Origin of the sequence: Glutamicibacter sp. HZAU (genome assembly GCF_004100365.1) — a bacterium.
Classification (GTDB): domain Bacteria; phylum Actinomycetota; class Actinomycetes; order Actinomycetales; family Micrococcaceae; genus Glutamicibacter; species Glutamicibacter nicotianae.
In genome coordinates, this window is sequence record NZ_SCKZ01000001.1 from 520,986 (window position 1) to 533,533 (window position 12,548).

Annotated in this window: 10 protein-coding genes; 5 read left to right on the forward strand and 5 right to left on the reverse strand. The window is 64.5% G+C overall.

Annotated features, from left to right (window positions below; all coding sequences use genetic code 11):
• Positions 1 to 115: 115 nt before the first annotated feature.
• Complete coding sequence (locus tag EKH49_RS02420; RefSeq protein WP_128469537.1) at positions 116 to 1,051, reverse strand: LysR family transcriptional regulator; 936 nt, start codon at positions 1,049 to 1,051, stop codon at positions 116 to 118.
• A 157-nt stretch (positions 1,052 to 1,208) separates the two neighbouring features.
• Here EKH49_RS02420 and EKH49_RS02425 point away from each other — a divergent pair, with 157 nt between their 5' ends.
• From EKH49_RS02425 to EKH49_RS02440, 4 genes are all read left to right on the forward strand, one after another.
• Positions 1,209 to 2,513, forward strand: coding sequence for an aromatic ring-hydroxylating oxygenase subunit alpha (locus tag EKH49_RS02425; protein WP_022875796.1), 1,305 nt, complete (start codon positions 1,209 to 1,211; stop codon positions 2,511 to 2,513).
• The gene (locus EKH49_RS02430) at positions 2,510 to 3,898 is read left to right on the forward strand and encodes a flavin reductase family protein (RefSeq protein ID WP_128469538.1); all 1,389 of its coding nucleotides are present in this window, start codon (positions 2,510 to 2,512) and stop codon (positions 3,896 to 3,898) included. Before EKH49_RS02425 ends, EKH49_RS02430 begins: the two co-directional genes overlap by 4 nt.
• Before the next feature lie 41 nt (positions 3,899 to 3,939).
• Complete coding sequence (locus EKH49_RS02435; protein ID WP_128469539.1) at positions 3,940 to 6,459, forward strand: GcvT family protein; 2,520 nt, start codon at positions 3,940 to 3,942, stop codon at positions 6,457 to 6,459.
• Between the two features lie 155 nt (positions 6,460 to 6,614).
• The gene (locus tag EKH49_RS02440; RefSeq protein WP_128469540.1) at positions 6,615 to 6,971 is read left to right on the forward strand and encodes a hypothetical protein; all 357 of its coding nucleotides are present in this window, start codon (positions 6,615 to 6,617) and stop codon (positions 6,969 to 6,971) included.
• A 123-nt stretch (positions 6,972 to 7,094) separates the two neighbouring features.
• Here the strand turns inward: EKH49_RS02440 and EKH49_RS16485 are convergent, their stop codons facing one another.
• From EKH49_RS16485 to EKH49_RS02455, 4 genes are all read right to left on the reverse strand, one after another.
• Positions 7,095 to 7,268 (reverse strand): hypothetical protein, encoded by a 174-nt coding sequence (locus EKH49_RS16485; protein ID WP_161567430.1) that lies wholly within the window; start codon positions 7,266 to 7,268, stop codon positions 7,095 to 7,097.
• 79 nt (positions 7,269 to 7,347) lie between these two features.
• Entirely contained in the window at positions 7,348 to 8,235 is an 888-nt protein-coding gene (locus EKH49_RS02445) for a bifunctional 5,10-methylenetetrahydrofolate dehydrogenase/5,10-methenyltetrahydrofolate cyclohydrolase (protein WP_128469541.1), read from the reverse strand.
• Positions 8,232 to 8,855: a cyclodeaminase/cyclohydrolase family protein gene (locus EKH49_RS02450; protein ID WP_161567431.1), complete on the reverse strand. Its 624-nt coding sequence runs from the start codon at positions 8,853 to 8,855 to the stop codon at positions 8,232 to 8,234. The genes EKH49_RS02445 and EKH49_RS02450 overlap by 4 nt, the downstream gene beginning before the upstream one ends.
• Positions 8,856 to 9,075: 220 nt before the next feature.
• Positions 9,076 to 9,981, reverse strand: a complete 906-nt coding sequence (locus tag EKH49_RS02455) for a LysR family transcriptional regulator (RefSeq protein ID WP_038992944.1) — start codon at positions 9,979 to 9,981, stop codon at positions 9,076 to 9,078.
• Positions 9,982 to 10,260: 279 nt separating this feature from the next.
• Between EKH49_RS02455 and EKH49_RS16785 the strand changes: the two genes are divergently transcribed.
• Entirely contained in the window at positions 10,261 to 12,546 is a 2,286-nt protein-coding gene (locus tag EKH49_RS16785; protein WP_269088413.1) for a PrpF domain-containing protein, read from the forward strand.
• The last annotated feature ends 2 nt before the right edge of the window (positions 12,547 to 12,548 follow it).

The following is a 12,548-nucleotide window of genomic DNA, read 5'->3' on the forward strand; positions in this document are numbered from 1 at the left end:
ATGAAATATCAGTTGGATACTAATCGGATGTAGGAAAGTCTCCCCATGAGTGTGAGCCATGTCAATAGCCCGGGCGGGTAATCAACCGAAGATGTCGTGAGTCCTGCCGGGTCTATCAGTCCAGTTCTTCGGCGGAGCGCTGGGAAATAATCCCCTTGGCGGTGTCCTGCAAGATTTTCAAGGATTCCTCGATCATCGGAGAACCCAGCGAGCCCTTGCGGGTCACCGCGACAATGCGGCGTGAAGGCTTGGCCACGCCGGTGATGCGGCGGCGCACCACATTGTCCACATTGCCCAAGGTGGCCAGCCGCGGCAGCAGCCCGACCCCGAGCCCGGCGCCGATGAAGGCGATCATGGTTTCCCACTCCACCGCCTCATGGGCGATATGCGGGGTCACGCCCAGCGAGGTGAAGGCGGCGACAAACAGCGCGCGGTACACCGACTGCTCGGATTCGGTGATCCACGGGTCCTCGGCCAGCTGCTCCAGGGACACCGACTTGTTCATCGCCAGGCGATGGTCGGCCGGCAGCACCACATCCAGCGGATCATCAAGCAGCACCGTCTGCTCGAAGCGGGCCTGCATCAGGGTGCCGGTCTGCGACTGGCTGGCCACGATCACCGCCAGGTCGATGCGCTCGGAGAGCAGCAGGTCCAGGCAGCGCTGGGGCTGGGCCTCGACCAGGCGCACTTTCATCTCCGGCCGGCTGGTGCGCAGCTTCGCGGCCAGCGGGGCGAGCAGCTCGGCCGCGGCGGTGGAAAAACCGCCCAGGCCGAAGCTCGACTGCAGCTGCCCGGAGGCAGTGCGGGAGGAGGCCATCAGCAACTCCCACTGCGTCACAATCGAGTCCAGCCCCGCCACAAAATGCCGGCCGGTGGCGGTCAGCCGCACCCCGCGTCCGTCCTTGACCAGCAGCTCGATACCGAGGGTGCGTTGCAGTTCGCGCAGCTGTGCCGAGACCGCCGAAGGTGAATAGCCGGTCAGTTCCGCGGTTCGCGCTACATTGCCGGTGGAAGAGAAGACCCTGAGGGTGCTGATGCGTGAATCGATCATGCAATTATTCTGCATGATTACATCCAAAATCTTGCGCTTTTCATGGACACTAATTCTTCCTAGTCTCGATGCATGCGGTTGATCACCCTGGTGATCCAGTTCACCGCCTAACCACATCTCAAAAAGCGCCTCGGCGCTGTGTTTCTAGGAGTAACAGATGACTGCTTCGGTAAGTGCCGCGCGGAGCACACGCGGCAAACTCTCTTCGACAGTTCAGGACCAACAGCTCGCCGAGATTACCGAACTTTTCCAGAACCGGCGCAAGGGCTACTCCCTGGAAGCACCGTTCTACACCGACCCATCCATCTTCAAGGTGGAGATGGAAGCCATCTTCGGCACCCACTGGCTCTTCGCCGCCAGCGTGGCCGAAGTTCCAGAGCCAGGCGACTACGTCACCTTGGACTACGGGCCGCACTCGCTGATCGTCCTGCGCAACGACGACGGCGGAGTCAACGTCCTGCACAACGTCTGCCGCCACCGCGGCGCCCGGGTGCTGACCGAAAATTCGGGCAGCACCGGCAACCTGGTCTGCGGCTACCACTCCTGGACCTACTCGCCCGAAGGCGATTTGATCCACGCCTCATCGCCAGGCGAAATCGACTTCGACAAGAACTGCTTCGCCCTCAAGCGCGCCCACGGCCGCATTGTCGCCGGGCTGATCTTCGTCTCCATCGCCGCCGAGCCACCCACCGACTTCGACGAGGTCTCGAAGATCTTCGAGCCATACCTGGCCCCGCATGACCTTGGCAGCGCCAAGGTCGCCTACCAGCAGGACATCATCGAAGAAGGCAACTGGAAGCTCGTGATGGAGAACAACCGCGAGTGCTACCACTGCGACGGCCATCCGGAACTGGCCTGCTCGCTGTTCCCCACCTGGGGCCTGACCGACGAGCTGGTCCCGCCGCACCTCGAAGAGGTCTGGGAGCGCAACAAGAACGCGCAGTCGGCACTGGAAGAACGCTGCCGCCGCTACTCACTGCCCTACGAGGTCGTCGAGGAGCTGGACACCCGCATCGCCGGCATCCGCATCTCCCGCGAATCCCTGGACGGCGACGGCGAATCCTTCTCCGCCGACGGACGGCGCCTGTCCAAGAAGCTGCTCGGCGATCTGCGCGACTTCCGCCTGGGCCGCTGCTCCATGCACCTGCAGCCCAACTCCTGGTTCCACTTCCAGTCCGACCATGTGATCACCTTCGCCGCCTACCCGATCAACGAACACCAGACCCTGGTGCGCACCACCTGGTTGGTGGCCGATGACGCGGTGGAAGGCCAGGACTACGATCTGGAAAAGCTGACCTACACCTGGAAGCAGACCAACCTGCAGGACAAGGCCTTTGTCGAGCTGTGCCAAACCGGCGCTGGCAGCCCCGCCTACCAGCAGGGCCCGTACATGAAGAGCGAATACCAGGTCGAGGCCTTCATCAACTGGTACACCCAGCGCGTGCTGGAGCACCTGGCATGAACAAAGGCACAACCGTCGTAGGCACCTCCACCGCGCAGCGCATCCGCGGGCTGGAAATGCCATGGAACCGGGTGCTGCGCAGCACCGAGCAGCCGGCGAACGCCGCCAAGGCTCTGGGTCCATGGCACCCGCAGGAATTCTTGGCCGAGTGCGTGCAGAACATCGAGGAAGCCGGCGGGCTGATGACCTTCGTCTTCCGCCGCCTCGACGGAGCGCCCCTGGCCTTCCGCGCCGGGCAGTACCTGAACATCGCCTTCCCGGTCTACGGCGAGGGCGAAGAGACGGTGGACCGCAGCTACTCGATCTCCTCGGCTCCGACCGTGCCGTGGACCTTCAACGTCAGCATCAAGCGCGACCCCAAGGGCCTGGTATCCAACTGGGCTCATGAGAACCTGCGCCCGGGCATGGTGCTGGATATGCTCGGACCGGTCGGCGCCTTCCACTTGGGCGACTCGGATCGCCGTGCCCGCTACCTGTTCTTGGCCGCCGGCGCCGGAGTCACCCCGATCATGTCCATGGTGCGCACCATCCACTCGCTGCCGGGCCAGGCCGATGTGATCGTGCTCTGCCACGGCACCGTGCCCGGGGACTTCCCCTTCTGGCAGGAACTGGAATACATCTCCAAGGTCGATACCCGGATCAAGGTCTACTACTCGCTGGGCGACCGCGAAAAGCCCAAGAGCTGGAAGGGCTACACCGGCCGGCTCTCGGCGCAGATGATCGACGACGTCGCCCCGGATGCCAACGGCCGCAAGGTCTTCGCCTGCGGGCCGGAAGGCTACCTGAACTCCGCCACCGAGCTGCTGCGCCAGGTCGGCGTGGATGATACCTCGGTATTCATGGAGTTCTTCTCGGGCGACCGCAAGACCCTGCTGGAATACCAGCAGGAAATCGTGCTCGCCGAGTCCATCGCCGAGGAAGTGGCCGAGTCGGTGGAGGAGTTCTACGAGAGCCAGCCGCCGGAATTGGGCATGTACGAACCGGAGTACGACGAAACCGGCACCATCGAGGCCGTGGGCCAGGAGCTGATCGCGGTACCCGCCGATGCTCCGATCCCGCCACCCGAACCGGCCGGCGAGCACCTGCCGCCGGATACCTCCGGTTACCAAACCGTGGGTGAAGGCAGCATCACCATGAGCTTTGTGCGCACCGGGCTCAACGTCAAGATCAACCCCGACGAAAAGATCCTGGGCGCGGCCAAACAGGCCGGAGTGCGCATCGCCGCCAACTGCCAGGAAGGAATGTGCGGCTCGTGCAAGGTCGTCAAGCTTTCCGGCGAAGTGAATATGAACCACCAGGGCGGCATCCGCGCCCGTGAAATCACGGCCGGGAAATTCCTGCCCTGCTGTTCCACCGCCCAATCAGATCTGGTCATCGACGCCTAGCCGTCGCCCCCCATAGCCACCCAGTATTAAAAGGAGTCACCATGTCCCCCGCTTCCCCTCGGGTCATCATCATCGGCGCCGGCATCGTCGGCGCCAACCTGGCCGACGAACTGGCCCTGCTGGGCCACACCAATACCCTGGTCATCGAGCAAGGGCCACTGAACATTCCCGGCGGCTCCACCTCGCATGCTCCGGGCCTGGTGTACTCCTCCAACTCCTCCAAGTCGATGACGGAGTTCGCCCAGTACACCATCAAGAAGCTCAGCTCCCTGATCGGTGCCGACGGCACCAGCTCCTTCCTGCCGGTGGGCGGACTGGAAATCGCCACCACCGAGGACCGCCTGGCCGACCTGCACCGTCGTGCCGGCTGGAACCGCTCCTACGGGGTCGAGGCCGAGGTCATCGATGCCGAGGCGTGCCTCAAGAAGTTCCCGATGCTCGCCGAAGGCAAGGTCCTAGGCGGCCTGTACACCCCGGGCGACGGCCTGGCCTTGGCCGCCAAGGGCACCGCGCTGGTCATGGAACGCGCCAAGGCCGCGGGCGTGGAATTCCGCGACCGCACCATCGTCACCGACATCGAGCAATCCGGTGGCAAGGTCACCGCGGTGATCTGCGGCGAAGAGCGCTTCGAAGCCGATATCGTGGTTTCCTGCGCCGGCTTCTGGGGCCCGAAGATCGGCGAAATGGTCGGCACTTCCATCCCGCTGCTGCCACTGGGCCACCAGTTCGTCTGGACCACCCCGGCTCCAACACTCGCCGGTGTGAACGAGCTGCCCAACGGCGCCAGCCGCCCGATTCTGCGCTACCAGGACCGCGACCTCTACTACCGCGAATGGGGTGACCGCATCGGCATCGGCTCCTACGCGCACCGCCCGATGCCGGTCGATCTGGACACCCTCAAGACCTACCGCCCGGAAGAGATCACCCACGAGCGCATGCCATCCTCGCTGGAATTCACTCCGGAGGACTTCGCCGCCGAATGGGAAGCCACCCAGGAACTGCTCCCGGATCTGCGTAACACCCAGATCCAGCGCGGCTTCAACGGCATCTTCTCCTTCACCCCGGACGGCGGCTCGCTGGTCGGCCAGTCCAAGGACGTCGACGGCTTCTACGCCGCGGAGGCCGTCTGGGTCACCCACGCGCCGGGCATTGCCAAGGCCGTGGCCGAACTGATCCTCACCGGCACTTCCAAAACCGATCTGTCCGACTGCGACCTGAACCGCTTCGAGGACGTGCAGACCACCAAGGAGTACGTCAGCGAAACCTCGCAGCAGAACTTCGTGGAAATCTACGACGTCCGCCACCCGCTGGAGCCACGCACCAAGCCGCGCGCCGTGCGCACCTCCCCGTTCTACTCCCGCCAGCAAGAACTCGGCGCTTTCTTCCTCGAAGGCACCGGCTGGGAACGCCCGCACTGGTACGAAGCCAACGCCGCGCTGCTCGAGTCGCTGCCCGAAGAATGGGCCGCACCGGAACGCGATAGCTGGTCGAACAAGTTCCACTCGCCGATCGCGGCAGTGGAAGCTTGGAAGACCCGCACCGCGGTGGCCATGTTCGACATGACCCCGCTCAAGCGCGTCGAGGTCACCGGACCGGGAGCCGGCGAAATGCTCCAGGGCTTGACCACCGCGAACATGCTGCGCGCCCCGGGCATGGTCAGCTACACCCTGCTGCTCGATGCCGCCGGCGGCATCACCAGCGATATCACCGTGGCCCGGCTCTCCGACGAGGTCTACCAGGCCGGCATCAACTCGAATGTCGATGTCGCCTACCTGAACCGCGAGGCCAAGAAGTTCAACGCCGCCAACCCGGGCAAGTGGGCCGCCGTCCGCGACATCACCGCCGGCACCTCCTGCATCGGCTTGTGGGGCCCGCTGGCTCCAGAAGTGATGGCCAAGGTCACCGACGATGACATGAGCAACGAGGGCCTGAAGTACTTCCGCACCAAGCAGATCTCCATCGCCGGCATCCCGGTCACCGCCATGCGCCTGTCCTATGTGGGCGAATTCGGCTGGGAGCTCTACGCATCGGCGGATGTCAGCGCCAAGGTCTGGGACGTGCTCTTCGAGGCCGGCCAGGAGCAGGGCATCATCGCCGGTGGCCGCGAGGCCTTCAACTCCATGCGACTGGAGAAGGGATTCCGCTCCTTCGGCACCGATATGACCAGCGAGCACGAGCCGGAACAGGCCGGCCTGGGCTTCGCGGTCAAGGCCGCCAAGACCGTGGACTTCGTGGGCAAGTCGGCCCTGGCCGAACGCGCCGCGGCAGCGACCAAGCGCCTGCGCTGCTTGACCGTTGATGACGGTGTTTCGGTGGTCATGGGCAAGGAGCCGGTCTACGTGGCCGGCAAGGCCGCCGGCTACGTTACCAGTGCCGCCTACGGCTACACGGTGCGCAAGCCGATCGCCTACGCATGGCTGCCTGTCTCGGTAGAGACCGGCGATTCGGTGGAAATCGAGTACTTCGGCAAGCCAATCGCCGCCACCGTGGTTGATGATCCGCTGTACGATCCGCAAATGGACCGCCTGCGCGGTTTGACGCTGGCCACCTCGGCCAGCTAGTCCAAGCCAGCCACCGAGGCCGGGCAGCTGTTCAATGTGGACAGCTGCCCGGCCTCCTTTTGCGTGCGCGCATCCCTATATATAGGTACAGGAATCGCACTGCGTCCAGAGGTTCGCCGTGCGCATTCCGTGTTGAAGTACTCAGGAGATTCCCGATGCCAGGTGCTGTCGTTTCCTTGCGGCAACTAGCTCCGAACTATGTGGGCATGTTCAGGAAATTAAAACCTTCCGCCGACTGCGGACTAACGCTACGGAGTATCGACACTACGGAACTGCGCGATCGATTCGCCCAGCTCCTGGAAGACGGCGTCAGCCGCGAAATAACCATCGAAGCATTGCAGTCCTTGAAGTTGCACTTTCCAGAAGGTCCGAACGCGCCGGGTCTGCTCATGGCAGGCCGCGCAGAATCAGGCCTCGGCGATCCACAGCAGGTTGCTCTCTCGACAGCATTCCTTGCAGAGGATCTGCTGAAGGCACTTGCCGATATCGGGTTCAGCACAGGATCATCCTAACCGCGGTCGCAGCGAGCCAGGCCGCCTCCGGTCTCGAAATCCAGCGCCAAACGCGAGAACAACCCGCGACCCAGTTGGACGCATAAACAGGTGTGCATACTCTGCACGGGAACACCTGAACGATCAACCAGCTGCCAGCCTAGGCAGGATCTTGCCAATGGCTGGAACGCAGAAAGCCGCCGCATCGTCGACACTCCTATCGATGATGCGGCGGCGGCACCGGTGCATCCAGCCGGCGGCAGATCCCAGTTCTTGTTCCCCGCCGACATGCACCGTGCCCGTGAATCGCTTCGCCATGGCAATTGCGGTTCCGCCATCCCGGCCCCCGCTGCACGCTGGCTTGCCTGCCGCGGATCCCGGAACGCCGGCCAGCCAGCTACCGGCGTCCGGCCATGTGCGCTCCCTTCGCCGGGTCCAGCTGCAAGCTGGCCTCCGCGGCCTGCGCAGCATGAAGTACCAGCAATGCCGTGGTGACCGTGCCGACCCCGCCGGGGACCGGGCTGAGGGCCCGCACCAGTGGGCGCACCGAGGCCGCATGGACGTCTCCCACCAGCTTGCCTTCGGCATTGACATTGGTTCCGACATCGATCACCACGGAAGTTTCCCCGGCCTCGCTGGCAGTGAGCAGGTTCGCCCTGCCCACGGCCATCACGATCACCGAGGCGGACTTGGTGATTCGTCCCAGATCGACGGTCTTGGAGTGGCAGATGCTCACCGTGGCATCACGCTGCAGCAACAGCTGGGCCAGCGGCTTGCCCACTACCGCGGAGCGCCCTACCACTGCGACATGCTGCCCGGACAGCGGAATCCGGTAGTGCTCTAGGATCTCGATGACCGAGCGCGCGGTAGCCGGGGCAAATGCCGGCTGGCCAACACTGAGCCGTCCCAGGCTCAACGGGTTCGCCCCGTCGATATCCTTGGCCGGATCGATCAGCGCCACCAGCGCCGCCGCATCCACCGCTGGTGGCAAGGGGGTCTGCAAGATGATGCCGTGCACCGAGGCATCTTCGTTCAATGCGCTGATCGCTTCGGCCAGCTGCTGGTGCGTTGCACCGGCCAAGTCCACCACCTGGCATTCCACCCCCAATTGCGCGGCGGCACGCTCGATGGAGCGCACATACCAGGCGGTGGCCTCGTTGCCGGTGGCCACCACGACCGCGACACGGGCGGTGACCCCCGCACCGGCCAGGCGCCCCACCAGTTCCGTGGTGCGCTGGCGGATCGCTTCGGCCACCGGCGCTCCGGACAGGTCCCGTGCCGTCATGCGGCCACCGCCGTCCGGGCGCTGGCACTGAGCTCTTCGGCGAGGGCGATTGCCTCGCTGGCCTGGCTGGCCACCTGCACCAGCCGGTCCCGCTGGGCGATATCGTTGATGGCGCCAATGTTCATTTCCAAGGTAGCCAACGCGGTGGCCAGGGCCGCCCGCGCGGCTTCGGCAGCGGCGGCCACGTCGCTGATAACCGAGCGGTTGCCAATGGGCAGCAGCCGCTGGGCCAGCTTGATCACCTCAATGGAGGCCTCGACGGTGGTCACCAGTGGCGCTGCCGCGGCGATGGTGGCGTCTTGGATCGCCGCACTGCGCAGCGACTTCTGCTCTGCGCTGTCCTTGGGCAGCTTGTAGGCCGCGCCCAAGGCGCCGAACAGCCGTTCGTCCTCCTCGGCGGCGCCGAGCCCTTGGCGCATCATCGCCTTGGCCTGCCGGGCAATCTGCTGTGCTTGCTCCCGGACTGCTTCATACCGCGGCCCGGAGGTGAATTCGGCAACCATCGAGACCAGGGCCGCGGCCTGCGCCGCATGCAATCCTGCGGCCGCGCCTCCTCCCGGCGTCGGGGCGCCAGAGGCAAGCCGCTGGAGATAGCTGATGACGGTTTCATTGGAGATCAATGGGGTTTCCCCTCGCTCGGGACGCGTGGCAGTTGATCCCTGCACCGTTCGGCGGGATTCCAGGGCGCGCAGGAGCACGGTCCGGCCCGCTGGAATCCCTTAATATCCGACTGGTATATCAGGTTATCTTGAAGCCTAGAGCACCTCCGGGACTCCGGTCAAGGATTTTTTGCGGCCGGCACCACCCCGGGGATCAGCCAGCCCGGGCACGCGTCTTCGGCTAGTCGATCCAGGTCTTGCCCATGTCGACGAGCAGCGTCTGGAAGGCATTTTCCGCAGGTGCGCGGACCCGGTCGCGCCGCTGGGCCAGCAGCACGCTGCGCGAAGCGGCCGCTTCGCCCAGGGAGAGGACCTTGACCCCTGGATGATGATTCACCACTGCGGACTTCGGGGCCAAGGCGATGCCCAGCCCCACTGAAACCATCGCCTGGGCTTCCTGGTAGTCATTGGCCTGGAAAGAGATCTTCGGGGAAAACCCCGCCGCATTGCAGGTGCGCTCCAGCAGCTCGGCAACCGGGTGCTCGTTGGCGCGGACGATCCATTGCTCATGGGCAGTGGCCGCCACATCCACCTCTTCGAGTTGCGCCAGCGGATGCTCGGCGCCGACCACGAGCACCGTGGGCTCGGTGAACAGGGTAGTCAGCTCGAAATCGTCGCGCTTGAGCCGCATCCATTCATATTCCCACAGCAGGCCCATCGAGATCTCGCCCCTGGCGAGCAGGCCAATGAGTTCGCGCAGACGGGTACTGCGCACATCAAGCTTGATGGACGGGTACATCTTGCGGAAGCGGCTGATGACCAGCGGAATGAACGAGCTGCCCAGCGTGGGGAACGTGCCCAGGCTCAGGCTTCCGCTCTTCAGGCCGGCCAGCTGGTCCAAATCGGCCATGGCCGCGTCCATTTGCTGCAGGATGGCGCGCGCATGGCCCGCCAGGACATGGCCCGCGTCGGTGGGCACCATGCCACGGGCGTGGCGCTGGAGCAACGGCTGGCCCACTTCTTCCTCGAGCTTGCGCAGCTGCTGCGAAACCCCCGACGGGGTATAGAACAGCTCGTCGGCGGCCGCGGTGACCGAACCCCCTTCGACCACGGAGAGCAATATCTGCAATCTCTTGGCATCAAGCACGGTTCCTCCTTGCAGTAGAACTTCACTATATTTCATCAAGCGCACATTTGCTGGATTCTTGCGGAAATTTCAATGAAATGCACGGCCCTGCCGCGAATCGATCAGCGGCTCGGCGCGCATTTTCTCCTAGTAACAAAGATGAATTAAGTGTTGCTTCAATTTATTGAACTAAGGGTAACTACTAATTAAGTGTCGACCGTCTCATTATCAATACAGGCATAAGTGCCCGGCGTCACATCTAACGCGGGCGCTACGTTATCGATAGATTGGGTCAATCCAATGAAACACTCGGTTAAGGCCACTTGGATGCGCGGGGGTACTAGCAAATGCTGGGTCTTCGAGCGAAGTGCGCTCGAAGTTCCCGGCTTCACCGCCGATGAGGTGCTGCTGCGCCTCTTCGGCTCTCCTGACCCGCGCCAAATCGACGGTGTCGGCGGCGGAACCTCGACGACAAGCAAGGCCGTCATCCTCAGCCCCAGCGAGGAACCCGGCGTAGATGTCGACTATACCTTCGCCCAAGTGGGCATCGAGCAAGCCGTGGTGGACTGGGGCAGCAACTGCGGAAACTGCTCGGCAGTCATCGCACCCTACGCGCTCAAGCACGGCTGGGTTGATGCCATTGACGGCCAGGTGACCGTGCACATCCGCAATACCAACACCGGGCAGCTGCTCGTCGAACGCATGAACCTTGACGGCACCCAGTCCGCCGAGTTCATTCCCGGGGTACCCTTCCCCGGCCAAGCAGTGGAGATCGGCTTCCTCGATCCGGCCGGCGGCACCACCGGCCAGCTCTTGCCGGCCGGCGAGCCGCTCAGCACGCTGCAGGTTGCGGGCAACGGCACGCAGCCGGGGTTCGAGGCAGAGGCCACGCTGATCGATGCCGGAGCGCCAGTAGTCATCATCAGCGCCGCCCAGGCCGGCCTGGATGCCGTGGACTTCTCCGACTGGCCGGCTCAGGCGCTGGCCGAGTCCGAAAAGCTGGAGAAGATCCGCCGGGCCGGGGCCGTGGCTATGGGCCTGTCCGACAGCGCCGAATCCGCGCAGCGGGCCATCCCGAAACTGGCCATCGCCCAGGCAGCGGATCAAGGCGACGAAGGCGATTTCAGGGTCATGATGCTCTCCATGGGAGCGCCGCACCCGGCCTTGGCCATCACAGGCAGCGTCGCGCTGACCATGGCCGCACGCCAGCCGGGAACGATCATCGCCAATCTGCTCTCCGCGGAACCCGGCGAAGTGCTGCGCATGCAGACTCCTGCGGGGCAGATCCAGACCTGGCAGCGCCAGATCGAGGGCAGGACCGCGGTCGGAACCACCCGAACTGCCCGCGAGCTGGCCGAGGCGCAACTTAGCTTCGACCCGGTCGCCCCGCCCGAAGTGCAGGCCACTGCCATGCTGGCCGGCGAACCAGCGCTCGCCCCTGCGTCCGCGCAGTTGCTCGACGATCCTCCGCCGCACAAGCGCCGCACGGTCTTCGCCTCGGTGGCGGCATTCGCCGCCCTGGGGCTCGGAGCCACCCTGCTCGGCGGCGGTCTGCTCAACCCGCCGGCCACCACCGCCGATGGCGACTATGCTGGCGAGACCCTGGAAATGGTCATCCCGCTGGCCGAGGGTGGGGGCACCGATACCTGGGCCCGCTTCGTCGGCCAGGAACTGGTGCACGACATTCCCGGGGAACCAGGATTCGCCCCGATCAACGAAGCCGGCGGCGAAGGCATTACCGGCAGCAACCGCTTCGCCAGCTCGGCCGCCGATGATGGGACCGAACTGCTGGTGAGCACCGCAACCACCGTGGTGCCGTGGGTGCTGGACCGCGATGTGGTGCGCTATTCCTTCGACAAGCTGGAACCGGTGCTGGTCAACGGCACCGGCGGGGTGATCTACGCCCGCGCCGCGGCCGGCGTAGACGGAGTCAAGGACCTGGTGGACCGGAAGAAGCCGCTGGTCTTCGGCGGCATCACCGCCACCGGCCTTGACCTAACCACGTTGGTCGCCTTCGACCTGCTCGAAGCCGACATCTCGGCGACCTTCGGTTTCGAGGGGCGCGGTCCGGTGAACCTGGCCCTGCAGCGCGGCGAGGTGGACATCGACTACTCGACCACCTCCTCCTACCACTCGGCGGTGGAACCTCTGGCCGAGGAAGGCTCCGCCACCGTGCTGATGTCCTTCGGGCAGCTCGACGAGAACGGGGAGGTCGTGCGGGATCCGAACTTCCCCGACGCGCCAACCGTCGTCGAGGTATACGAGGAGCTCTACGGCAAGGCGCCGAGCGGGCCGAAGCTGGAGGCATACAAGACCCTTCTGGGCCTGACCTATACCTACCAGAAGGGCCTGTGGGCACCGAAGGACGCACCCGAGGAAGCTGTCGAGCTGCTGCGCGAGTCCGCGCACCAGCTGTCCGAAGACAAGGAATTCAACGACAAGGCCGAGGATGTTCTCGGCGGCTACCCGATCGTCGCAGACGAGAACCTCTCCCAGCGCGTCAAGGACGCGTACACCGTCACCGAGGAGACCAAGGGCTACGTGACCGCGTTGCTCAAGGACTCCTACGGAATTGAAATCGACTAAGG